Annotated in this window: 19 protein-coding genes; 6 read left to right on the top strand and 13 right to left on the bottom strand. The window is 44.9% G+C overall.

Annotation, left to right across the window (positions count from 1 at the left end):
- Positions 1 to 3: 3 nt before the first annotated feature.
- The 5 genes from JGK11_RS15965 to JGK11_RS15945 all read right to left on the bottom strand — a co-directional run bounded on the left by JGK11_RS15965 (position 4) and on the right by JGK11_RS15945 (position 6,436).
- A complete protein-coding gene (locus tag JGK11_RS15965; RefSeq protein WP_293176614.1) occupies positions 4 to 144 on the bottom strand; it encodes a hypothetical protein in 141 nt (46 codons plus the stop codon).
- 125 nt (positions 145 to 269) lie between these two features.
- Complete coding sequence (locus tag JGK11_RS15960; protein WP_293197771.1) at positions 270 to 869, bottom strand: chemotaxis protein CheX; 600 nt, start codon at positions 867 to 869, stop codon at positions 270 to 272.
- A gap of 11 nt (positions 870 to 880) precedes the next feature.
- On the bottom strand, positions 881 to 1,243 hold the full coding sequence (locus JGK11_RS15955) for a response regulator (RefSeq protein WP_293176612.1): 363 nt from the start codon (positions 1,241 to 1,243) through the stop codon (positions 881 to 883).
- A 574-nt stretch (positions 1,244 to 1,817) separates the two neighbouring features.
- Complete coding sequence (locus JGK11_RS15950; protein ID WP_293176610.1) at positions 1,818 to 2,906, bottom strand: adenylate/guanylate cyclase domain-containing protein; 1,089 nt, start codon at positions 2,904 to 2,906, stop codon at positions 1,818 to 1,820.
- 572 nt (positions 2,907 to 3,478) lie between these two features.
- Positions 3,479 to 6,436, bottom strand: a complete 2,958-nt coding sequence (locus tag JGK11_RS15945) for a response regulator (protein ID WP_293212261.1) — start codon at positions 6,434 to 6,436, stop codon at positions 3,479 to 3,481.
- A gap of 738 nt (positions 6,437 to 7,174) precedes the next feature.
- Here JGK11_RS15945 and JGK11_RS15940 point away from each other — a divergent pair.
- The 3 genes from JGK11_RS15940 to JGK11_RS15930 all read left to right on the top strand — a co-directional run bounded on the left by JGK11_RS15940 (position 7,175) and on the right by JGK11_RS15930 (position 11,195).
- The gene (locus JGK11_RS15940) at positions 7,175 to 9,529 is read left to right on the top strand and encodes a chemotaxis protein CheW (RefSeq protein WP_293212260.1); all 2,355 of its coding nucleotides are present in this window, start codon (positions 7,175 to 7,177) and stop codon (positions 9,527 to 9,529) included.
- 14 nt (positions 9,530 to 9,543) lie between these two features.
- Complete coding sequence (locus JGK11_RS15935; protein WP_293212259.1) at positions 9,544 to 9,978, top strand: chemotaxis protein CheW; 435 nt, start codon at positions 9,544 to 9,546, stop codon at positions 9,976 to 9,978.
- A gap of 389 nt (positions 9,979 to 10,367) precedes the next feature.
- Positions 10,368 to 11,195, top strand: coding sequence for a protein-glutamate O-methyltransferase CheR (locus tag JGK11_RS15930; protein WP_293205133.1), 828 nt, complete (start codon positions 10,368 to 10,370; stop codon positions 11,193 to 11,195).
- Between the two features lie 249 nt (positions 11,196 to 11,444).
- Here JGK11_RS15930 and JGK11_RS15925 read toward each other — a convergent pair whose 3' ends face one another.
- Positions 11,445 to 12,467: a hypothetical protein gene (locus tag JGK11_RS15925; RefSeq protein ID WP_293212258.1), complete on the bottom strand. Its 1,023-nt coding sequence runs from the start codon at positions 12,465 to 12,467 to the stop codon at positions 11,445 to 11,447.
- A 122-nt stretch (positions 12,468 to 12,589) separates the two neighbouring features.
- Between JGK11_RS15925 and JGK11_RS15920 the strand changes: the two genes are divergently transcribed.
- Positions 12,590 to 13,156 (top strand): hypothetical protein, encoded by a 567-nt coding sequence (locus tag JGK11_RS15920; protein ID WP_293176600.1) that lies wholly within the window; start codon positions 12,590 to 12,592, stop codon positions 13,154 to 13,156.
- Positions 13,157 to 13,543: 387 nt separating this feature from the next.
- Here the strand turns inward: JGK11_RS15920 and JGK11_RS15915 are convergent, their stop codons facing one another.
- On the bottom strand, positions 13,544 to 13,858 hold the full coding sequence (locus JGK11_RS15915; protein WP_293189201.1) for a hypothetical protein: 315 nt from the start codon (positions 13,856 to 13,858) through the stop codon (positions 13,544 to 13,546).
- Between the two features lie 56 nt (positions 13,859 to 13,914).
- Between JGK11_RS15915 and JGK11_RS15910 the strand changes: the two genes are divergently transcribed.
- On the top strand, positions 13,915 to 16,386 hold the full coding sequence (locus tag JGK11_RS15910) for an ATP-dependent Clp protease ATP-binding subunit (protein ID WP_293197773.1): 2,472 nt from the start codon (positions 13,915 to 13,917) through the stop codon (positions 16,384 to 16,386).
- A 188-nt stretch (positions 16,387 to 16,574) separates the two neighbouring features.
- On the opposite strand, the gene JGK11_RS15905 is transcribed toward JGK11_RS15910, so the two are convergent.
- From JGK11_RS15905 to JGK11_RS15895, 3 genes are all read right to left on the bottom strand, one after another.
- Positions 16,575 to 16,973, bottom strand: a complete 399-nt coding sequence (locus JGK11_RS15905; RefSeq protein WP_293176596.1) for a transcriptional regulator — start codon at positions 16,971 to 16,973, stop codon at positions 16,575 to 16,577.
- Between the two features lie 136 nt (positions 16,974 to 17,109).
- Positions 17,110 to 17,295 (bottom strand): hypothetical protein, encoded by a 186-nt coding sequence (locus tag JGK11_RS15900; protein WP_293176592.1) that lies wholly within the window; start codon positions 17,293 to 17,295, stop codon positions 17,110 to 17,112.
- 61 nt (positions 17,296 to 17,356) lie between these two features.
- Positions 17,357 to 17,545: a hypothetical protein gene (locus tag JGK11_RS15895; protein ID WP_293189205.1), complete on the bottom strand. Its 189-nt coding sequence runs from the start codon at positions 17,543 to 17,545 to the stop codon at positions 17,357 to 17,359.
- A gap of 187 nt (positions 17,546 to 17,732) precedes the next feature.
- Here JGK11_RS15895 and JGK11_RS15890 point away from each other — a divergent pair, with 187 nt between their 5' ends.
- Positions 17,733 to 18,251, top strand: coding sequence for a hypothetical protein (locus tag JGK11_RS15890; RefSeq protein WP_293189207.1), 519 nt, complete (start codon positions 17,733 to 17,735; stop codon positions 18,249 to 18,251).
- A 121-nt stretch (positions 18,252 to 18,372) separates the two neighbouring features.
- On the opposite strand, the gene JGK11_RS15885 is transcribed toward JGK11_RS15890, so the two are convergent.
- The 3 genes from JGK11_RS15885 to JGK11_RS15875 form a co-directional block, all read right to left on the bottom strand.
- Positions 18,373 to 18,933, bottom strand: coding sequence for a Uma2 family endonuclease (locus JGK11_RS15885; RefSeq protein ID WP_293205130.1), 561 nt, complete (start codon positions 18,931 to 18,933; stop codon positions 18,373 to 18,375).
- A 321-nt stretch (positions 18,934 to 19,254) separates the two neighbouring features.
- Complete coding sequence (locus JGK11_RS15880; RefSeq protein WP_293212257.1) at positions 19,255 to 23,292, bottom strand: hypothetical protein; 4,038 nt, start codon at positions 23,290 to 23,292, stop codon at positions 19,255 to 19,257.
- Entirely contained in the window at positions 23,259 to 23,465 is a 207-nt protein-coding gene (locus JGK11_RS15875; protein WP_293176582.1) for a hypothetical protein, read from the bottom strand. The genes JGK11_RS15880 and JGK11_RS15875 overlap by 34 nt, the downstream gene beginning before the upstream one ends.
- Between the last annotated feature and the right edge of the window lie 2 nt (positions 23,466 to 23,467).

Raw genomic sequence — 23,467 nt, 5'->3', positions numbered from 1 at the left:
TCCCTACGGGATAGCTTCGCACGCGCGTACTTTTACGTCACACATTCTCGGTACTGGCAGCCCGAAACCCGCTCTGTGCTTACCAGAAAGAATTGGTTGAAAGCCGTAACCCCGATCGGGAGAAATTAAAATCACACTATTCATTACTCCAATCCTCTTCCTTCTAGGTAGAGATCGCTCTCAAACTGTCAACTGTCAACTGTCAACTGTCAACTGTTGAAAGTCTGGGACACAAAACATCCGGTTTGCATGAGGAATATTTGCGGTATTTAAGATGCCGCGGCGATCGCCTTCAGCAGCATTTGAAACGAACCCACATCGAAAAACAGCAAAATGTCTCCTTGAATTTGCAGTTCTTCAATACTAAAGTGAGCTGGAGCCAACAGCACGCTCCCGGTATCGAGAGACTTTTCTTTTAACAGTAACTCCTCAATTTCTTCCTCTGCGTAATAGGGAACCTCATAGTCTAACGGTTGGTCTAGAACGTTGCCAATTGAACCCATGACACCGTTAATGATCATATTCCCCACCTCACTGAGGGTACTAATTTTGAGAGAATCAAGGTCAGGACTTCCCTTTTCTTCACCAGTGAGAACAGAAACTAAATTCACTGCACTTTCGGTAGGAAAAAGTAGCTGGGCGCTGCCGCTAAATGAGCCGTTAAAGCCTAGCTGCACCGTGGAAAGAGGCTCTATACCGAAGCGTTTTTTTAATTCGCTTCGCAGCTCATTGGCTGATACAAGGTCAATATCTGGAATCTGCAACTGGATGGGAAATTGAATCATTTCATTCAACATTCCAGCGGCACTTCCCACACCAATATTGATTAGCTCCTTCAAAGCATCTATTTCATCTGCTGTTAGCTCCACTCTGATATCTCCTATTTGCTATCCAGAGCTTTTTGGATTGCAGCCTGAATCTCGGGAGCTTTTGGGGGCTTTTTCAGCATCATAAATGCTCCCAATTCTTCGCACTTCTGCCTAGCGCTGTCTTGAATATCTGCTGAAAGTACGATGACTGGAATTTTAGAGCCTTTTTCGCCCAGGGCTTTTAGCAAGGCGAAACCGTCCATTTCTGGCATTAACAAATCTGTCATCATGCAGTCTGGCGACTTGGATGCAGCCATATCTAAGCCTTCTTGTCCGTTGGCTGCTTCTATCACTTGATGTCCGGCTTCTTCAACAGCTTTGCGAATCATCCGCCGAGAGAATGCTGCATCATCTACAATTAAAACTAAACCCATTTTGGCGCGCTCCTTAATAATTGGGAATTGGGAATTGGGAATTGGGAATTGGGAATTGGCTGAAAACCTTTGTATCTCTGGTTTATATCAGAGTCTAGATCTCCCTAAATCCCCCGATCGAAGCAGGGTAGTTTTATTGTCGGGAAAAGACATCTGAAACTACCGAAAACATCGCTCAAAGGTCGGATGGCCGATTAAACCCAACTGTCATATTAATCAAGGTACGTAGTTGGGCTTTAGCCCTCTTTAAACAGGGAGCATCTCAGTTTTGTGAAAAGCATTTTTTTTATTATAGTGCTGTCCCCGCTCGCGTATTCTACAAATCGCGAGTGGGGACAGCACTATAAATGCAAAACTGAGATGCTCCCTTTAAACATACCTGTATAGAGGGCCCAAGCCCAACTACGTACCTATTTCTATGATGACAATAAAACCGCCCTGCTTGTTAAGGGGGAGTAGGGGGCAAGCTAAGGGGGCATCTAGACCTAAGTATCAAACCGTTGATTGATACTACGTTTGAGGTATTTTTTGACCCTCATGTACGACTTCACATTAACCATTATTGATTACCAATTCATGCAGTACATCTGTTGAGATGTTCTGAACAATCTAAGAGGTAAGTTTTCATCTTACCTTTGCCTTTAACATCAATCATTCCTCTTTCTGCAAACAAATGTTTTGTTGACAACTGCTTGTAAGTGTCTTCTGTCACTTGAATGCAGCCGGGAAAACTATATTGTTCCATGCGGCTTGCCGTGTTTACCGTGTCGCCCCAAAGGTCGTAACTAAACTTTTTAGTTCCGATGACCCCTGCAACCACAGGCCCGGAGTGAATGCCAATTCGCAGGCTGTGAAATTCTTTTGTTTGTGTGTTTAGCCGCGTCATAGCTTGCTGCATGGCTAGGGCCATTTGCACGATCGCGTCAGCATGATCGTCCCGGAGGATGGGCAATCCAGATGCTACCATATAGCCGTCCCCAATAGTCTTAATTTTTTCTAAGCCGTATTCCTGAGTTAGCTGGTCAAATTCTGAGAAAATAGAATTGAGTTTGACAATTAATTCAATAGGAGGCATTTCTGAGGCAAGCTTGGTAAAGCCTACCATATCAGCAAATAAGACGCTGACATTGGGGAAGTGATCGGCAATTACTAAGTCTGGGGCTGATTCTTCTTGGAGCCGGAGTGCGATCGACTCTGGTAAAATATTCAGTAATAATTTTTGAGTTTTCTCTTGGCTTTCCATCAACTGCTGATACAGTTGAGACTGTTGAATCAAGCGCCGCACTCGCTGAATCAGCACTGGCCAGTGAATCGGCTTCGTCACATAATCTGTTGCTCCTACTTCAAAAGCTTGATTGACAGATTTTTTATCATCTAGTGCTGTAATCATCAGCACCGGGATTTTTTGCGTTTGGGGATTAGCCTGGAGTTGGGCGCAGCAAGTAAAACCGTCCATTACAGGCATCATCGCATCCAATAGGACAATATCTGGGAGAGTTTCTTGACAAATGTCCAAACATTCTTGTCCGTTTGATGCCTCAATTACCCGATAGCCTTCTTTTTCCATAATCCGGCGGGTAAATAGCTGCTGGGTTGCTTCGTCATCGACGATCAGAATTTGGGGCGTGGTTTGCGAGTTGATTCTAAAGTCAGCACTAATCATATTCTTGTGAAAATAGCATCAAGTTCTTAGTCAGCAGCAGATTTAATTTCTGCGTTGAAATGGATGAGTTCACTGTAGATCGATCGCACTCTGATGATTTTTAACAACTGTATAATCTCATACTCCATGGAATACTTAACTTTCGGCAACGGATAGGATAATCTGTCACTTTTTATACTGACATTTTGTTACAGTATCTGAAAAGTTAGCAATTGAGCCGTCACGTTGCTATTGAGATCGTGTTGAGAATTCTATCAGATTATGTCAGAACTTTTAAATTTTCGCAATTGGCTAAATGGCCTAAATGTTGAACATTTTGCGGAAAACGGGCGATCGATCGTCCCGCGCCACCGACACACCATATCGGGTTGCTTTTGTCAATTATTTTTGCTTTTTACACTCACACTCCTGGAGACAAGTGGCACTTTAAAAAAGGTACGTTGTTGCGCTTGAGCGCTCTATCGCAATAACGTACCTAAAAAACCTTTAAGTATTGTGATACTTGCGTACACGATTGACTCATTGAGATGCTGCAAATAAATCCGTTGCGGAACTTCCTTCTTCGATAGCAATCAACTAGATGACAAAGCCGCTTTTACCCGCTGATATTCGGCTGCAATTTTGCACATCAGAACCTCGCTACCTGAGAGAGTTTTCTTCCGGGCCATCTCTTCGAGCTGCGCGCACAATTGAAACAAAGGCATGGCTCCGACTGTCGTACAAGCACCTCTAAGAGCGTGAGCCGAGGCTTTAATTGCGGGAGCATTCAATTGATTGACAGCATCGGCGAGTTCCTGCAATTTTGGCGGTGCAACTTCCAGAAATTTATCTACTAGCTCGATCCAAAATTCTTCAGCTTCTTCTCCCAGTAAATCCGTCAATTCTTCAAAAGTTTGACTGTCAAGAGGCGGCAATTCTATTTCGGTTTGTGCTGTTTCGGGTAGAAAATTTTGCGGTGTGGCTGGCGGTAAAATTTGGGAGTTTTCTGCCTCTAATCTAGGAACTGTCACAGCAGGTAAAGTCGGAAATTTAATGTTATTAGTACCCGCTACAATTTCCCCAGAATTAGGAGGAAAATTTGCAACTCCCGATTGACTTCCACCTTCAATTTGTGAAATCAAAACACCTGCGCGGGCGATTAAATGCTTTAACTCTTCCAACGCAGTTTCATCAACTGCGGGTGCAACATTTTTCATTTCGTTTCCAGGCTGAGCTTGGGAAGCAGAGTCTGTCGGCTGAGTCTGCCAATTGTTAAGATCTGAATAGGATTTGGATCGCCCGGTTTGTCGATCGTACTGCGCGATCGCCTGAACGATCGCCTGGACTCGCACCGGCTTACTGATATAATCATTCATGCCAGCATCTAAACAAAGTTCGCGATCGCCCTGCATCGCATTAGCCGTCATCGCAATAATCCAAGGAGAAGTCGATTTTGGATTGTGAGATTGCTCGTCTGTTGCTGAAAATCCAGATTCTGGAGCTGGATTTTCTAATATTAAATTTCCCGAAAATCGCTGGCGGATCAGGCGAGTAGTTTCCAAACCGTCCATTTCTGGCATCTGCATATCCATAAACACAATATCGTATTCCGAACGCTCCAAAGCATCCAAAGCTGCTTGTCCGCTGCTGGCAAAATCTGCACTGTAACCTAACTTCTGCAACATCTGCCCTGCTACCATTTGATTGAGTTCTACATCGTCTACCAACAGCATTTTCAAAGGCAGTGTTTCGGCTAATTGTGAATTAAATTGAGGCTGCGAAAAACACGGTTGAATTGGGGTACATTCCCCGCCCAAGATGCGAAGCAAAACTTCATGGAGCTGTGCTTGCTTAATTGGTTTGTATACAAAAGCTGCGAATTCAACTCGCCCTTGAAATTCGCGGCGAGATGGCCTGCCCCCAGAACTCAAAATCATTAAAGGTAAATTTTTACCTTGAGGAAATTCTCGAATTTTTTCTGCTAAAGTAATGCCGTCCATTTCTGGCATATGAAAGTCTAGAATCGCTATGTCAAACATAGTTTCATATTGCAGCACTTTCAGCGCTTGCGCGCCAGATTTTGCTGCGCGGACAACCATTCCCCAAGACATAGCTTGCAGGGTAAGAATTTTGCGGTTTGTGGGATTATCGTCAACTAGCAGCAGTCGCAAACCTGCTAGTTGAGGCTGGGGTACATTCAGGTTTAATATTTCTTCATTAGCCGGTGCTGGCTGAGCTTTGATGCTAAAAGAAAATTTAGAACCTTTGCCGATTTCGCTTTCTACCCACATAGTGCCACCCATGATTTCGCTGAGGCGTTTGCTGATGGCTAAGCCCAAGCCAGTACCGCCATATTTGCGAGTTGTGGAACTGTCAACTTGACTGAAGGCTCTAAATAGTATGTTTTTGCGATCGGGCGAAATTCCGATGCCTGTATCCCTCACAGTAAATTGAATTTCGTAGTTACTAATTTGTGATGGTTCTAGATATTTAGAATCGGCAGCATCAGAGTCTGACAGAGAAGAATTTAAAGCTGGTTTATGCCTGAATTTTTCGCTGTCAAGCCCAATATTTATTTGAGAAATTGAGTTAGTTTGCGTAACTTCTACAGCATTGTCGGCAATGGGTTTTGCTGTTACTTTAACTACCACTTCACCTGCTTCGGTAAATTTGGTAGCATTGCCGAGCAAATTTATCAATATTTGGCGAAGTCTGGTGACATCTCCGTACAGGAAGGCGGGAACACTGGCATCCAATTCGCAAGCTAAGTCTAGCTGTTTTTCCGCAGCTTTCATCGCGACTAAATCTAAAGCTTCTTCGACACAGTTTCTGAGATTAAACGGTTCTTGTTCTAAATCCAGCTTGCCTGCTTCTATCTTAGAAAAGTCGAGAATGTCGTTAATAATTGCCAGCAAAGAATCGCCGCTGGTACGAATTGTATTCACAAAATTGCGCTGGTTTGGCGAAAGTTGCGTATCTAGCAACAGCTCAGTCATGCCAATGACTCCGTTCATCGGCGTGCGGATTTCGTGGCTCATCATTGCCAAAAATTCACTTTTGGCTCGGTTGGCAGCTTCGGCGTCAGTTGTGGCGCGTTTAAGTTCTTCTTCTATTACTAATCGGTGTTTAATTTCTTGCTGATAGGTTTGGATGCGCTGCGTTACTTCGGAAACATCTTGAACCGCTATTAAAGCATAAAAACCTTCTCCTTTGATGGCTGGTATGGGAGTGACGTTTGTGTTGTGAACTCTCGGTTTGCCGTTGGGTAAATTTGATGAAATTAGGGGCTGGTGGAGTTGGGGAGAAAATACGGTGGGCAAGCCATTGTTAAATACTTGTTTTAAGCGAGTTTGATATTTAGGTTCTTCGAGTTGGGGAAAGTGAGTTTTGAGGTTAGTTCCGATTATTTCTTTTTTGAGCAGCTTTGTCCACTGCTCTAATGTGCGGTTCCAAAACAGCACGGTAAAATCGCGAGCGATCACGCACAATCCGATGGGAACGCGATCGAGGACGTTGAATCTTTGTTGCGCTTGTTCTATTTGTTCTAGCATTTTCTGTAGGTGGAAAAGTGACGAAATTTATGTATACTTCAGAAGTTATCAAAAAAAAGCTTGGGAGGCAACAATCCTGAAAAATTATATTCATTTATTCTGCCAGCTTCTATCCGATGGCTGGCTCAAGAAACCCGGTTTATACGATAAATAAGAGGTTTGGGGACAGGCCTTTAGGAAGAAACGGGGTTTGAGCGCGCTAAGAGTGTGTAAGTCGTGCATTTTCCTTGGCAGTTGCGGTAAACCCTGATACAGATTTTTTGTTGCCAGAGTTCAAAAACACGACTGCGGGGCTGCGATGTTAATAATTTTTGCTAATTCGTATAGATATAGTATACTTATGAGGTCAAGTTGGCAATGATTTAGCTACGATCGCACGATCGCGAATAAAGCTGACCCCGCCCAATAACGGGTACCGTGCCACGTACACTCACGAGGGTCGAACTCAAAATTTTAGACAATAGTTCAAGCTCCCAGATCCATCTAGCTAGAGGAGTCGATCTAAAATCTAAAATCTAAAATCCACTGACTGGGGCACACTACAGTTTTCAACTATTCGATAATTTATTTTAAGAGTGCATTTGGTTTTTGAAGAGGGCGAAGCATGACCGCATATAAGTTATTAGTTATAATCCCATATTGACTACGGTCATGCTTCGCCCCTACGGATATATTTGCCAAAACCAGATGCACCCTATTTTAATCCAGCGTCAAACCGATGAATAAGGAACTGGCTCGATGGAAATTGATGAAGATGTAAAGGAATTTCTGATTGAAGGCTACGAATACTTAAACCAAATTGAGGAGGATTTAGTAGCTTTAGAAAAAAATGATGCCGATAGAGAGGTGATGAATCGGATTTACCGCGGTTTGCACACGATTAAAGGCAATAGCGGTTTTTTGGGGGTGGAAAAACTTGAGTCTGTGGCGCACGCAGGAGAAAATTTGCTCAGCCTCTTGCGCGATCGCACTTTGACGATGACTCCCGATATTACTAGCGCTTTGCTGGAGACAATCGACGCGGTACGATCGCACATGGAAGCCCTGGAAAAGACGGGAGAAGAAAGCCCCATCGCCCACACGGCATTGCTCGATCGACTTTTGCAACTCCAAGAATCCGGCGGTACTGCATCTGAATTGTCGTCGAGTGCGATCGCCGAATCCAACTCAGTAACTCCAGAAGTTGCGATCGAGGAACCAGAAGAATCAGAGTTGACACGAGAGCATTTGTATGCAGATGCTTTATTGTCGATCGAGCAATTGCTAATTCCCTCTGCTACGAATACTACCAGCCAACAGGTAAATGCTGCGGATACCGAGGGTGACAAATTCAAAATTTCCGATACTGCAATCCGAGTAGATGTCGGCTTGCTGGACAAACTAATGAACTTAGTAGGCGAACTCGTTTTGTGCCGCAACCAAATCTTAGAATTTGCCAATACCCAAACAGCAAACACCCAAAATGACGATACATTAAAATCAGTATCCAGCCGCTTAAACTTAGTTACTTCCGAACTGCAAGAAGGAGTAATGAAGACCAGAATGCAGCCAATTCGCACTATCTGGAACAAATTCCCCCGGGTAGTGCGGGACACAGCATTCAGCTTGGGCAAACAAGTACAGTTAGAAATGGAAGGCGAAGAAACAGAATTAGACAAAACCTTAATCGAGGCGATCGCCAATCCGCTAACTCACTTAGTCCGTAACTGCCTCGATCACGGCATTGAAACATCAGAAGTGCGAGTCGCCAAAGGCAAGCCAGCCTTCGGTAAACTGCTACTGCGAGCCTATCACGAAAGCGGTCAGGTAAACATAGAAATCTCCGATGACGGCGGGGGAATCGATCCAGAGCGGATTAAAAGTAAGGCAGTGCAAAAAGGAATGTTTTCTGCTGTTGACGCAGCTAAAATGAGCGATCGCGAAGCCCTAAATTTAATTTTCATGCCCAGTTTCTCAACCGCCGAAAAAATCACCAATATCTCCGGTAGGGGAGTGGGGATGGACGTTGTGCAGACACATATAGAAAAAATCAGCGGCACGATAGACGTTCAAAGTCAAGTCGGTAAAGGCACAACTTTTAAGTTAAAAATTCCTTTAACTCTGGCGATTATTCCGACATTAATTATTACTACCGGAGGATCTCGCTACGCAATTCCTCAAGTCAATTTGCTAGAACTGATGCGTTTGGAAGGAGAACAAATTAAAAAAATCGAAATGTTTCACGGAACGCCAGTCTATCGGTTGCGGGGGCGACTGCTGCCACTGATTTATTTGAATCGGGAATTACAGTTAGAAACAGGAATTGTAGAAAACGGCAAAAAATCGCAATTCGACACAGATGAGGCTTTAAATATTGTAGTAGTGCAAGCGACAGACAAACCTTTTGGGTTGGTGGTAGATGCCATCAACGACACGCAAGAAATTGTGGTTAAGCCTTTAGGAAAACAACTAAAATCTCTAGCTTGTTTTGCCGGAGCAACTATTATGGGCGACGGTAAAGTTGCTTTGATTTTGGACGTGCACGGGATTGCTCAGAAAACCCACATGACGGAGGCTCAGGAAAAGGCGATTTTAGCTGATGAAAACAGTCGCCGGGAATCTTCAGAACCTCCACAACAGTTGCTAGTATTTCAGGGCCCAGACTGTCGGCGGATGGCGATTCACCTATCGCGAGTTTGTCGCTTAGAAGAGTTTCCCCGCCATCTTTTGGAGCGAGTCGGGAAGCAGAATGTGGTGCAGTACCGCAACCAAATTATGCCGGTGATTTATTTGACGGCGGTGTTTGGTAGCGGCAGTGAGTCGGCTGATTGGGGGCCCAACGGTCTGGACGGGCGATCGCGCGCAGCAGATGATAAACTGCCGTTAGTCGTAGTGTCGATCGGCTCAGAACACCAAGTCGGTCTGGTAGTCGATCGCATCCTGGATATTGTAGAACAGGCGATCGACATTAAAGGTGCAGCTACTCAAGCAGGAATTTCATATTGTGCCGTGATTCAGGGTCAAGTTACTGAAATCCTCGATGTTGATGCAGTAATTAACAACAATTTATTCGGAGTCGAGCAGATGTTAGCAAGCACCAGCTCTGGCTATTAAAGGATAATTAAACAATGCCTGAAGAAACTCTACTTTGTACGTTTTTCGTTGACCGCTTATTTTTTGGCATAGAGGTTGAGAAAGTTCAAGAAATCATCCGCTATCAGGAGATGACGCGAGTGCCGCTAGCGCCCGCAGTAGTCGGTGGATTGATAAACTTGAGGGGACAAATTGTCACGGCGATTGATTTGCGGAGGCGGTTGGATTTGTGCGATCGGCCTGTGGAACAATTGCCTTTAAATGTGATAGTGAGAACTGGCGATGAAACAGTCAGTTGGTTAGTTGACGATATTGGAGATGTGCTAGAAGTATCTCAAGCTGATTTTGAAACTCCTCCAGATACTTTTACTAGCAAAATACGCCCGCTAATTCGAGGAGCGTACAAGCTACAAGGGCAGTTACTGCTATTTTTAGATGTTGATAAAGTTGTAGATTTTAGCAGTCAGTAGTCAGTAGCGCGAGCGTCCCCGCTCGCGGACGTTATCAGTCATTAGTCATCAGTCATTAGTCATGTTTTGCGAGAACTTAAGCTCGGAAACGTGATTCGTCATTAGTCTCTGCTCGCGAACCTTAGTCATTAGTGCGAGCTTAAGTTATCACTAACAGTAGTCATTAGTCAGGGATGCACGAATAACTGTTGGGAGCATCTCAGTTTGGCATTTATAGTGCTGTCCCCGCTCGCGTATTCTACAACTCGCGAGCGGGGACGCTCGCACTATAATAAAAAAAATGCTTTTTGCAAAACTGAGATGCTCCCTAACTGTTTTTCCCTCTTCCTTCTGTCAAGTGTCAACTGTCAACTGTCAACTGTCAACTGTCAACTCTTCCTTCAATTACCATGCCGATAAGTATTGCAGATTTTGATTATATCCGAAAACTTGTATACGATCGCACAGGTGTATTCCTATCCGAAGAAAAGATGTACCTCGTTGAATCGCGTTTAGGGATGGTAGCTAAAGAAGCCGGAGCAAACTCCATCAGCGGGTTAGTTGCAGAGTTAAAACAAATCAAACAACAGCGTTTTAACCAACTTCACGAATCGACAGTCGAAGCAATGATGACCAACGAGACATTTTTTTTCCGAGATATCAACCCCTTCGAGATATTAAAAACATCAGTATTTCCCGAATTGTTAAAACAGATCCAGGGCGATCGCACTTTGAATATTTGGTGTGCTGCTTGTTCCAGCGGCCAAGAACCCTACAGTATTGCGATGCTGCTGCGCGAATACTTTCCGCAGTTAGCGAGAAATCAAGTACAGATACTTGGTAGCGACATTTCTACAGCCATGCTGAAGCGAGCAAATTCTGGATGCTACGCGCAGCACGAAGTAGTGCGCGGTTTACCAACAGCATTGTTACACAAATACTTCCAGCAGTGTGGCAAGGAATGGCAGATTAAAGAACACCTCCGCAAGGCGATCGAATTTCGCCAGATTAACTTGACAGAACCCTTTGGATCGATGCCTCAAATGGACATTATTTTTCTGCGAAACGTCTTAATATATTTTGATGTTCAGACAAAGCAATCGATTTTAGCGAGAGTGCGGCGGGTGTTGCGCCCCAAGGGCTACTTATTCCTAGGGGGAGGAGAAACAACTGTAAATCTTGACCCGGCTTTTGAGTTGGTGCAATTTGAAAAAGGTATATGTTATCGATTGAGATGATGTGCGGTCGATCGACTATCATAAAATTGGTTCGTAGTAAGGACTTTAGTCCTCTCTTGATTAATAGACAAGATTGCAAAAGTCTTTTTAATCAAAATTTAGGACGGGCTAGAAGCCCATCCCACATTTTTTTGTGGGATGGGCTTCTAGCCCGTCCTAATTATTTTTACAATTCAAGTCTAATCTTTAGGAATTAAGAAGGACTAAAGTCCTCACTACGAACCTATAATTAGGTCCGTAGTGAGGACTTCAGTCCTCTCTTTTGGCCGCACCCTCAGACCAAACAGGCAATTGATTAATCTTTTCCAGCGTGATATCTACATATTTTTTACCGTTCCCCGCCACATTTTCTCCAAAATATCCATCATCGCCGTCGTGCTTGTGAGGGCCGCTGAAAGCTTCTGCATAGCGGCCTTGCGAACGCGCTTGATTGAAAGGTGAAGTCGCGTACCAGTACCAGCGAGTCGGAAAAACGATGCCGCCAATATCCTCAATTGCATCGCGAGTGCCGCGAAAATGAAAAATGCGATCGGCTTCTGCAAAACCATTTTCTCCCGAAAACACGCCCCCAACCGAAACAACAGTAACTTCTGCATTCAGCCATTCCTTAAGATAACGAGTAGCACCTAAAGCAACTTGTGCGCCACCGCTAGTGCCAATTAAAATAACTTGCAAAGGTTTTTGAGGATTAGCTGAAATGGGAGATTGAGCATTCATGCGATCGATAATTACATTAGCAATTCCCTGATTGTATGCAAAACCGTAGCGATAATCTAGAGAAATTGCAAACCTCCAGAGATTGCGAATTTTGATAAATATATCGCCCGCAATTGGCCCGCTTTTTGCGTGTTCTGCAAACCGCCAAAAAGGAGCTAGCAACCGCTGTCCTCCTAAACTTTTGTTAGAAGCTGAATAAGGAAAAATATCCCCCACTGCTACGCACTGCGGGTGACTTTTAACTAAACGCTTGAGAAAAAACTCTTCTCCCGGCGTTAATTCGTTCCCCGAAAAATCGCCAACTCCCGGTAAAAAGATGATATAACAATTGATCGGCGAAGACTTACGCGCTTCTAGATTGCCGTTGTTTGAGGGCAATATCCCCGGCGGACTTTTCTTGATACCCAAGGTTTCGGCACTTTGACCCAGCCACCAGATCACAGTTCCGATCGGCGAAAGAATGCCCCAAATTATCAGGATTACACCTGCGATGGTCAACAAATTTAAACTTCCCCCGCGCAGCCACGCAAGTATCTGCAAAATCAATCTTAGCATTTAATAAAATCTGGTAGAATGCCTGTTAATTACCTAATTACGTAGAAATAGTTCGGTGAGTCTGCTGTATTAGAGCTTATTTTATCCAACTTGTCAACTATCTAGAGGAGCAGGGATTAAAGGTGAAGGGAGAAGATTCAATTACAGGTTTGCGGGCAACGCTTTGGAACGCACTTTCTTTGAACGGCAATTTTTATGAAAAAACTCCCTACACTGGCAGAACTAAGCGGATAGCTTTAACAATTGTAATTTTAGCAGCGGTGTCTCGGGTCTTGGGAAATGCCGTTATTTTGTTAATCAATCGAACTGAGCTATCTGTGTTATTTTTAGCACTTTGGATAGATGGTTTGGCAGTCGTGGGTGGTTATTTTTTTTGGAGTTTCACTATCTCGAAAATTGGGGACTGGCTGAAACCGGGTCACGTAACTTATGGGGAGTTGCTGGTGCCGATCGGATTTGCCTACGCCCCCCAAGTGCTAAATTTCTTAACGTTGATTCCGTTGCTGGGAGAAGGCATAGAGCGGATATTAGCTGTGTGGAGTTTGCTGGCTGTAATTGTGGCGGTTCGCCAAGGTTTGGATATTCAAACTCGCTGGGCGGCGTTAATTTGTCTGGTGGGTTGGCCGTTGATTCAAATTGCGATCGGCTTTGTGAAAGTTATTGAACAGTTGCTTGCACAATGGCTTTAAACAGTTGATGACAGTTGACAGTTGACAGTTGACAGTTGACAGTTGACAGTTGACAGTTGACAGTTGACAGTTGACAGTTGACAGTTGACAGTTGACAGTTGACAGTTCGAGAGCGAACTCTATCCTTAAGTCCGAGGATGGGAGTAATGAATAGTCTGATTTTAATTTCTGTCTCAAAGGGTTCCGGCTTTCAACCAATTATTTCCGGTAAAATGAGGAAAATATTATAAGTTAAAAGGCAAAATCACCGCAAAAAATGCTGAGTCTCAAGCCCTCTTAATTTATTGGGCAAGCAGGCGACTAATAGCAATTAAAAAACGCTGTCGATTTGGTCGCAGGCGATCGCACGCCCGCAGCAGTCCCTTGACCTGTTAAAATAAAATTGCTTTAGGGTGCAATACTTTGGCTCAAAGCACGTGATTTGAAACAAAAGCATTCCCCGATCGCCCCCCGAGGCACTTTCGCTTGCTTTCTTTGAGAAAATGCTTGACACAGTGGCAGCCGCCAAGTAAAGTGAGATCCAACATTATTAGCCTTAATTTGCATTGCCACTTGTAGCTCGTATTGTACAGCGTACTCCGAGACGGCAACCACACCCCTGCTATTCGGCTCTCCCCACTGTCCGCCCCTAATTACTAGCGATACATTGTTAAAGAAGGAAATACACAAAAATTTACATATATAATTTGTGTAGTATTTCAAATCGCTCCTCACCAGCAGCGATACAGCCCTCGCCAAGACAGTAGGAAGGAAAAAATATGTTTGAACGCTTTACAGAACAAGCCATTAAAGCAATAATGCTAGCTCAAGAGGAAGCACGGCGCCTCGGTCACAATTTTGTAGGCACCGAGCAAATTCTTCTGGGACTTGTCGGCGAAGGCACTGGCATCGCTGCAAAAGTATTACTGGATATGGGCCTCAACTTGAAAGAGGCGCGCAATGAAATCGAAAATATCATCGGTAGAGGTTCCGGGTTTCTCCCGCCAGAAATTCCGTTTACACCCCGCGTCAAGCGCATTTTTGAGACGGCGCTGAATGAAGCGCGGCAGTTAGGCCACAATTACATCGGCACCGAGCACATTCTGCTTGGGTTGATTCAAGACGATGAAGGTGTGGCGGCGAAGGTGCTGCAAAACCTGGGAATCGATCGCCAGAGAGTTCGCACGCAGGTAATTCGTGCTGTGGGAGAAGTAGCGGCAGTACCCGGAGGCCGAGGAGATAGCGGTGGCGATCGCAAAATCCCAACTTTAGAAGAATTTGGCACTAACTTAACTAAGTTAGCAGCCGCCGGCAAACTCGATCCAGTCGTGGGCCGCGAAAATGAAATCGAGCGCGTGATCCAAGTGTTGGGGCGCCGCACGAAGAACAATCCAGTGTTAGTAGGCGAACCCGGAGTCGGCAAAACAGCCCTCGCCGAAGGCCTCGCCCAGCGGATTGTTAACAGAAACGTCCCGGAAATTTTAGAAGACAAACAAGTAATCAGCCTCGATATGGGTTCGCTGATTGCTGGTACAAAATTCCGAGGCGAATTTGAGGAACGGCTGACGAAAATCATGGCAGAAATTCGCGCTGCCGGCAATATCATTCTGGTAATCGATGAGATTCATACCTTAGTTGGTGCAGGCGCGATTCAAGGTAGCATGGATGCTTCCAATATGCTCAAACCAGCCCTCGCCCGAGGTGAATTGCAGTGTGTCGGCGCGACTACCTTGGATGAATACCGCAAGCACATCGAGCGCGATGCAGCCCTAGAACGCCGTTTCCAACCGATTAAAGTCGGCGAACCGAGTGTGGCTGAAACAATAGAAATATTGTACGGTTTGCGATCGGCCTACGAACAGCACCACCGACTGACAATTTCCGATGCAGCTTTAGAAGCAGCGGCTACACTGTCAGACAGGTACATTAACGATCGATTTTTGCCAGACAAGGCGATCGACTTAATTGACGAAGCAGGTTCCCGCGTGCACGTGCTGAACTCGCAAACCCCGCCCGAAGTTAAAGAACTCAAAAAACAACTTCCGGCCGTCAGTAAAGAAAAAGATGCTGCTGTGCGCGAACAAGACTTCGACAAAGCAGGCAAATTGCGCGATCGCGAATTAGAAATCGAAGCTGAAATCGCCGAAGCTACAATCAACAAAAGCCAAGTCAGAATCTCTCCCATCGTCACCGAAGAAGACATCGCCCACATCGTGGCAAATTGGACGGGAGTACCTGTTAGCAAGTTGACAGAATCGGAATCGGAATTGCTGCTGCACATGGAAGACACGCTGCACCAACGTTTGATCGGTCAAGAAGAAGCTGTCAGCGCAGTTTCTCGGGCGATCCGCCGCGCGCGGGTTGGCTTGAAAAATCCCAATCGCCCGATCGCCAGCTTCATCTTTTCCGGCCCCACAGGCGTCGGCAAAACCGAACTGACAAAAGCCTTAGCAACATATTTCTTCGGTTCCGAAGACGCGATGATTCGGTTAGATATGTCCGAGTTTATGGAACGCCACACCGTTTCTAAACTCATCGGTTCCCCTCCCGGTTACGTTGGCTACGACGAAGGCGGCCAACTAACAGAAGCAGTCCGGCGCCGTCCTTACACAGTAGTCTTGTTCGACGAAATCGAAAAAGCTCACCCGGATGTCTTCAACATGATGCTGCAAATCTTGGAAGACGGCCGTTTGACCGATGCTAAAGGTCGCACGGTAGACTTCAAGAATACGCTGCTGATCATGACATCAAACATCGGTTCCCGAGTCATTGAAAAAGGCGGCGGCGGTTTGGGTTTCGAGTTTGCCGAAAGTGCCGCAGACGGTCAGTACAACCGGGTTCGCAGCTTGGTAAACGAAGAATTGAAACAGTTCTTCCGTCCCGAATTTATCAACCGCTTGGATGAAATTATCGTCTTCCGCCAGTTGAACAAGGCAGAAATCAAGCAGATTGCTGACATCTTGTTGCAGGAAATTTTCAGTCGCTTAACCGAACAGGGTATCACTTTGTCGGTGACAGACAAGTTCAAGGATTTGTTAGTTAAAGAAGGCTACAATCCCAGCTACGGTGCTCGACCATTGCGCCGCGCCATCATGCGGTTGTTGGAAGATGTACTGGCTGAGGAAATGCTGTCTGGGAAGCTGAAAGACGGCCAAAGTGCGATCGTAGATGTGGATGAAAACGGTCAGGTTAAGGTATTGCCCGGTGGCGAATCTGAACCCAGATTGCCGGAATTCGCATTGAGTCATTAAGTGCGATGACACGCAGATAAATAACGTCTGATTAAAAACCCGGTTTCTTGCAGGAACCGGGTTTTTAATTAAAAAATGCCAGTTTGTAAGGTGCAAAAGCAGTTTGTAGTGCGGACTGAAGTCCGCAAAAAGCTGCGGACTTCAGTCCGCACTACGAACTAAATCGCATTTTTTGGCATTAATCCTAATTAGATGAACAAACTAGGTGACACTTTAAAATAATCGCCGAGTGCCTTAGCTTGTGCTTTGCTAATTGCTCGTTTACCATTGACAACCTCAGACACTACGCCACTCGATCCAATGATGCCCACTAAGTCAGCTTGACGGGTGCCGCTGGCTTCCATGATGTGTTGCAAAATCTCGTGAGGTTCGGATTTGTCGATCGCATAGTTTTGATCCTCGTAAACTTCAATTAGCGTTACCAATAACTTGTGTAAAGCTTTTTCTTCGAGAGTGCGGTTTTTGGCGAACGTCAGCCCCTCTGCGACTGCTAGGAGGCGATCGTATTCTGCCTCGGTTTCGATCGCCCGTGGAGCGACTTCTGCCAACAAATTGCTATAATTAGCTCGATCAAAAGTAAGGGTCATTTTTCTATTTGTGCTGGCCGTATAAAAAAGATATCATAGATTCCTTCAGCTAAATAGGTGGTTAAACGTTTAGTGATCGGAGATTTAGTTTTGTTTAAGCCGATCGTAGTCTATTGCGGGCTATTTCGCATCAACTTTACTGTCGCCCCTGCTTTTCATCAGACAAAGACTGCTGTTTTAGCAGTTTCTCCTCATGGTCTACAAGAGCTTTCTCCAAAAGGAATGCTGCCAAATTGCTAGTCGATCGACCTTCTTGTTTCGCCCATTCCTCAAGGCGAGTGTAAATTCCGTCTGCTAAATATGTTGATAAGCGTTTGGTCATCAGAGACTAAGTTTTTGTTTAAGCTGAGTATCAGTATATCGTTGGTGATTTCATAGCAATTTTACTGTCGCCCCTGCTTTTCATCAGATGGGGGTGGTGGCTGTTTTTGGATTTTTTCCTGTTCTTCTCTCGCAGCTTTTTCTAAAAGGAATGCTGCTAAGCTGCTGATTGAACGGCGTTCTCGATCGGCCCAATCTTCAAGAATGTCATAGATTCCTTCAGCTAAATAAGTTGTCAAGCGTTTGGTCATCGGAGATTTAGTTTTGTTTAAGCCGATCTTAAGTGTGCTGCATTTAGGTCTTTATGTCTAACTGTCACGTATCCACTACATATGTGTGACTATTGCGTGCTATACTCGGAACAGTCAAAAGCCAGCGCGTCCCCTAGGAAAGTTCGTCGCTGGCCTGTGGCTTCCCAAATTCAGGAGACCTAAAACCATGATAGAACCTTCCAGCGACGGGAGCGAATTTTCCCGCGGCTATCAGCAGGCCTTAGACGACTTCGGCATTTCGCAACTGCTATCCTGCATCCGCAGCTACTCTGACGCGGATTTCGACGCGCAGCGGGTGCTGTTGCAGGAAAAAGAGGTCAAAAGTTTAGCGGGCCATCTCATCGAACAGTTGACGGCGAACCTCACAGGGAGTCTGATTAGCAGCTACCTCGACATTCTCCGAAAAGCAGGTGCAAAGATAATTGCCGAATATTCTCCAAATCGGCAATTTACTGTACAGCCGGAAGATAATCTGCAAGTTACGAAAACGTCCGATCTCTTCAGACAGGATTATGCTAAACCTTGGGTGATTGTGCGGGTTTTGCCTGATGCTCGAAACCACATTGTGGCGCGTTTCTGCAATCGCCAAGATGCAGATGACCATTTAAGGGCTTTACGTCGGTTTGTGCGATCGGGAATCTTTGAGATTGCGTTCGATAGAGCTGGCGATCCAGAGTTAGATTAAACAATTAATAGCTCTGCTTTACGGTGGGTTTCTGCCCACCTTTGCCTATAATTGTTTGCTGATTCTTGTTCATTTAGACTCTCAAGTCGCGCCACAAAAAAAATAGTATGAGTCCAGCTTTTTATCCCAACACATCAACTACAGCAATTTCTATATCTGGAAAAGCTAGAATAGATAAAATCTTACCCCGCTGGAATCTTTGAATATTTTGGTATCCCGATGGAGAAGGTTCGCGATAAACTACGACACATTGCTCGTTAATATCTACCAGCCAAACTTCTGCAATACCCGCTTCAGCATAAAGAGGAATTTTGATATTTCTGTCAGTTTCAGCGGTTGTATCCGCTACTTCCACAATTAGTAAAATATCCTCCGACTGAGGATGTCCCAATTCATAAAAATCATCGCGCCGCCGCAGTAAGGAAATATCCGGTTCAGGTTCAGAGCGATCGTCCAATTCTACCGGATCTTGGACTCCAATGGTTACTCTTGATAATAAGCGGATATAGAATAACTCTGTCAGGCGCTTGACATGGGATGTGTGCCTTCTACCGACGGCGGCCATTTGAACAATTTCTCCTCGAATCAATTCAACTCGATCATCTTTTGTCAAGATGCCAGATTCAATCATCTGATGATATTCTTTTACTGTGAACAGGCGCTTGATTAACTGAGTTGTCATCACTTATTTGGCGCTCCTTTTAGTTGCCCTTTTTCTGTTGCATCGCCTTTGCTGCTTTCACAATCTCAAATCGCGGCGCAAAAAAAGGTATTTTTACTTATTGATTTTGGTTGATTTTTGCGCTATATTTTAGATAATGGGAGTGGTAACTCAAACTTAAAAATTGCCACCACTTCCATTATAATATGATACCTTTTTGAATCGGCAATGTCAAGCCTTTGACCCAAAAAAAAGGGCGTTTTTTTTACATTTTATCGCAAAAAAATATAGTTTTGGTAAACGCAGATATCCCCGCGTCAGAGGAGTTGATTAAGGGAAGACTCAATCCCACGATTGCAATTGTACAACCCAATGCTGGACAAAAGCTGAAATGCGATCGCGCCGCGTCTCAAAAGTAGCAGCAATCCAGATAAACACAATCCCGAAAGCCAAGCCGATCGCCCATTTAATCAGCGGATAGTCAAAAATCAGCACCACCAACTGATAGAAAACATTGATTAAGAAAATTCCTGTTCCCACAAACAAAAACGCCCGCACTCGCAGCCCCAAACCCGCAGCAATCGCCACCAAGCTAAAAAATCCTGCAACTAAACCGTGGTTGTGTTGAGTCAAAAGAGGTATCCCGCAAATCATCGCCGTGGCTAGCATTCGCAGATTGTGGCGCAGGGTTTTTTGGGCTGGTAGTTGCAAAGCGCGATCGCACTGAGCAACATAAAGGAAAGAAAGCCCTAAAGGAGTAAAATACCATTCGGGTTGAGTCAATCCGATTTGTCCAAACCAGCGCAGTAATACCCAGTCAACTATCGCCACACTCACGTAGGTAAAACGGACTTCGCGCTTTTCCCAAGCTAGGAAAACATAGAAGGCGGCAGCTATCAGAAAGCTAATCGGATAAAACTTAGCGGGAGATTCCACAATAGTGATGATTGGAATCAGAGAAGCGATTATCTTCCAGGGATTTTTTGACCAACCCCAGTTATCCCAAGGTAAGATGTAAATGAAATAGGCAAATAGAGAAGCAAAGGCAACTTTCCACGGCCCCAGTGGCCCGGAAATGTACTTGACTAAAGGTGTATTGATCCAGTAAAGCCGGATGCCAAAGGCTTCTAGCCAGCCTAAGTAAATCCAAATTTCTGCCCATTGGCGATCGAGATGATTTCGCCCTTGCAAGAAAGCGTATTGCACTAAGAGGGTACCAGTGACTAATCCTAAATTTAGCCCGGATTTAATATAGTTGCCAGAAGCTGAAATCAGGAGTATACTGCTTAAAACCCAGTGCAGGTGAGCAAATATTTTTAATTCGGCATTGGTTAAATGTAAATAGCTGCTCAACCAAGGAGATAAAATGCGATAGATATAGGTTAAAGTTGTGCCGAGAGTTGCTAGCACAATTAAGCCGTCGCCAAAAGATCCTCCTCGTGTTTGGGAAAGTTGATATAGTAGGGATTCGTAGGCGGATGCTGATACGCCAATTAATCCTAAATAAACCAAAGGTTTAAATTCTTGCTGCCGCCTACCAATGCCGATCGCAATTAAAGACGCACCTAACGAGATTAAACCTGTACTATTGGTAAAGGTGTCCGATCGCAAAATCAAGCCCAATACCCCGTAAAGTAGAGGTATCACGTGAATGCTGGGTAAAATTTGGCGATAATCGGGGTTGCGGCGCCGCCACCAATCGCCCAACAATTGCGTAGATAAGCCCAAGGCAATATTCGCGACTGCCAAATTAATCATATTGCGTCCAATAAAGCTCAAACCGACTGCTGTCAGCAACTCCAAACTCCAAGCCAAGGCATAAATTGCCAGCGGGGAAAGTTGGCCCAAACTTCGGAAAACAATTGCAGCCACAGTTACCAAAGTAGCAGCCAACACTTGAGTAGAGGCTGGTAAACTCAAGGTACTGCGTGAATCGTAGAGTTGAAAGGAATAAAGAGTGATGTTTGTCAACAGCAAGCTGGTGACTAAGATTGCCCAACCATCCAAAGCTCGATCGTAAATTTCAGCCAAGGTCGAAGGTTCAGGCAACGTGCTAAAATAACGAACTATCGTGCTGCGAAGCAACCAGAGACACAAAAGTGCGATCGCCCCAGCAATTCCCCAAGCCCAACCAGACAAAAATCCTAATTGATAAATTACCGCAGCTACGAAACTCAAGCCAAATCCGACTTGTATTGCAGCCGCTGGTTGTTCAATTAAATAGTAAGTATTGACGAACATCAACAGCGCAGCCAAACCCAAACCCATTAACCTGTATACCGGAAAGTCAAAAATCAGAAATTGTGCGATTATTAGCGCGATCGAACTCAAGGTACTTGCAAGTTGTTTGTGCGAAGTTTCACTATATTTAGCAACAGCAGTCAAAGCCAAAGGAGTCGCCAGCCACATCAAACCCCACTGAGAGTGCATATTACTGTACAGCAAGATAAAGCTCAATCCTGCCAACACCAATCCCAGATACCAGGAACTTTGGAATAACGCAGGATGCCAGCGAAAGAATGCAGAACTTTCTCTGGTATTTGCAGATTTCATCCAGACAAAAAATCCCCATTCAGCCACCATCAATATCAATAACATTCCTGCCCAAACATAGTCTCTCTGGTTTGGCAAAAACAAGTCAATTGCCGAAGTGAAGCCGCACAAACCAGTAATGTGAGTCAGCGAAACCCAAAATGCCGGATTTCCCTTGGTATCAACAGCAGAAACGGGCATCAAAACTCGCGGGGAGTTATCGGGAATTAAGTATTTCCAGGCGATCCAACCTAGGGTTAAAGTAGAGATGGATAAATTGATCGATCGCCAAAACGGATTGACTACACTAATAATAGTTAAAACACTGCCCAAACCGAGAGCAAGATTTTCGCCAAAATGGGCAAGTGGAAACTTTCGCGATCGGTAGAGCCACTGCGCCGCACTTACGGTTAAAATTAAATAAGGCAACAGCAAAACGCCCCAAAAAGCCCAAGGAGTTTGCCCAGAGTTGGTAAGCTGAGTTAAAAATGCAACAAATTGTGTTTTAATTCCTAAAGGAACCACTCGCCAAACCAGCCAAATGCTTTGAAGTCCCACGGCGAAAAGCATTAGCAAATCCAACTTTTGCCAAAACCGCACTAAGCGGTTATAAAAAAACCAAACAGCCAAGGCGCTAATGGCGATCGCCTGTAGAGGAATTTCGCGAAAACAAACCAGCCACCCCAAACCCAACAAACCCCCTCCGGCTAATTGCCAGTTAAAAAAGTTGCCGGGATTTGGCTCGTTAGATATATTGTTTCTAGTAGTTCCAGATGCAAGGGATTGCGGCCAATCTAGCCACGCTAACAGTACGCCACAAATTCCCAAAGCTAAACCCATTTCATGGATGTTGACATCCTTGACAAATATCGCCCGACCCAGTAAAATTCCCAAAGAATAAGCTACTAAAGCGGCTTTTCTGTAAGTCAGAAAATCTCTGCTGGAACTGAAAGCAGCGGCGGAAGTTTCAGTGTTTCCCCCGCGTGTGATAGATTGTACCCGTTGTTGCTGAACTTGATAAACTGTAGCAGCAGTAGTTCCCACCGTACCCAAGTAAACCGCAGCTAGGGCAAAGCCTGGAAATCCCCAACCCCAGTGCAAATAACTCAATCCCAAGTGATTTAGGGCGATCGAGGTAGTTACATTTTTCCCCCACAAACTTTGATACTGATCTTTAATAATTCTGCGCGTTATCCAAGTCAAAATAAATGCGGCGACGATGGCAACTGCCCAATCCCAAGGATATTTCCACAATCCAAAGGTGTCCATCGCCCAAAAATTTATCGGCACTAGCAACAGGGTAACTTCTTGCAAAGTTTGAGCAGTCAAGTGTAAATTAGGCTGTTTTTTTGCCCAACTGCCGATCGCCCAAAAAGTTAAAGTATAAGCTAACAAAACTCCATATTGTCCGGCAGCCGGAAATTTTTCCCACTGACTGGCAGCCAAGACTCCTGAGGAGACAACTACCATGAACACTCCTAAAAACAACAGCCACACGACGCTAATTTCGGCGATGAGGGACTGCAAAATTTGAGAGGCAAAAGTTGGGGTTTGAGGAGTTTCTGCGCGCTCGACAACGTTTTTTGTGGTTCTGGGTAATGCTTTTTGTGTTGCTAGAGCAGGTACTTTGGGTTCGGAAATAGGAGAACTCTGGCGATCGTCAATTTCAGAAAGGGCTACAGCGGGCTCGGGTATCGGGCAGACTAAATACTGTCGGCACAACTGCTCAACCTCAGCGGGCGAAATCAAACCCAGCCGCAGCCACGCATCTAAACCTGTCAACAACTCAGGATGCGACGCTAAGACGCTGAATTCTATTTTGCTCGATCGACCTTTAGGAGACGACATCGGCTTAAACTGCTACTAGCTACATTCCAGCTATAGCCTAGATTTCTGCCGATCGAACATCCGAGTATTCCGCCCTGAAAATTGGCACAATAAGTATCGATCGCAAAACCCAAAAATAACCGCGTACATCTGCGTGTATCTGCGGTTAAAAACTCCAAATTAGGAGACAGCATTG

It is taken from the genome of Microcoleus sp. PH2017_34_RAT_O_A (genome assembly GCF_020737885.1).
Classification (GTDB): domain Bacteria; phylum Cyanobacteriota; class Cyanobacteriia; order Cyanobacteriales; family Microcoleaceae; genus Microcoleus.
This window is presented reverse-complemented; position numbering and strand designations above follow the sequence as displayed.

Coding starts and splice junctions, on each gene's coding strand:
- JGK11_RS15965 (WP_293176614.1), bottom strand. CDS start 144: ATGAATAGTGTGATTTTAATTTCTCCCGATCGGGGTTACGGCTTTCAA.
- JGK11_RS15955 (WP_293176612.1), bottom strand. CDS start 1,243: ATGGGTTTAGTTTTAATTGTAGATGATGCAGCATTCTCTCGGCGGATG.
- JGK11_RS15950 (WP_293176610.1), bottom strand. CDS start 2,906: ATGATTAGTGCTGACTTTAGAATCAACTCGCAAACCACGCCCCAAATT.
- JGK11_RS15945 (WP_293212261.1), bottom strand. CDS start 6,436: ATGCTAGAACAAATAGAACAAGCGCAACAAAGATTCAACGTCCTCGAT.
- JGK11_RS15940 (WP_293212260.1), top strand. CDS start 7,175: ATGGAAATTGATGAAGATGTAAAGGAATTTCTGATTGAAGGCTACGAA.
- JGK11_RS15935 (WP_293212259.1), top strand. CDS start 9,544: ATGCCTGAAGAAACTCTACTTTGTACGTTTTTCGTTGACCGCTTATTT.
- JGK11_RS15930 (WP_293205133.1), top strand. CDS start 10,368: ATGCCGATAAGTATTGCAGATTTTGATTATATCCGAAAACTTGTATAC.
- JGK11_RS15925 (WP_293212258.1), bottom strand. CDS start 12,467: ATGCTAAGATTGATTTTGCAGATACTTGCGTGGCTGCGCGGGGGAAGT.
- JGK11_RS15910 (WP_293197773.1), top strand. CDS start 13,915: ATGTTTGAACGCTTTACAGAACAAGCCATTAAAGCAATAATGCTAGCT.
- JGK11_RS15905 (WP_293176596.1), bottom strand. CDS start 16,973: ATGACCCTTACTTTTGATCGAGCTAATTATAGCAATTTGTTGGCAGAA.
- JGK11_RS15900 (WP_293176592.1), bottom strand. CDS start 17,295: ATGACCAAACGCTTATCAACATATTTAGCAGACGGAATTTACACTCGC.
- JGK11_RS15895 (WP_293189205.1), bottom strand. CDS start 17,545: ATGACCAAACGCTTGACAACTTATTTAGCTGAAGGAATCTATGACATT.
- JGK11_RS15890 (WP_293189207.1), top strand. CDS start 17,733: ATGATAGAACCTTCCAGCGACGGGAGCGAATTTTCCCGCGGCTATCAG.
- JGK11_RS15885 (WP_293205130.1), bottom strand. CDS start 18,933: ATGACAACTCAGTTAATCAAGCGCCTGTTCACAGTAAAAGAATATCAT.
- JGK11_RS15880 (WP_293212257.1), bottom strand. CDS start 23,292: ATGTCGTCTCCTAAAGGTCGATCGAGCAAAATAGAATTCAGCGTCTTA.
- JGK11_RS15875 (WP_293176582.1), bottom strand. CDS start 23,465: ATGCTGTCTCCTAATTTGGAGTTTTTAACCGCAGATACACGCAGATGT.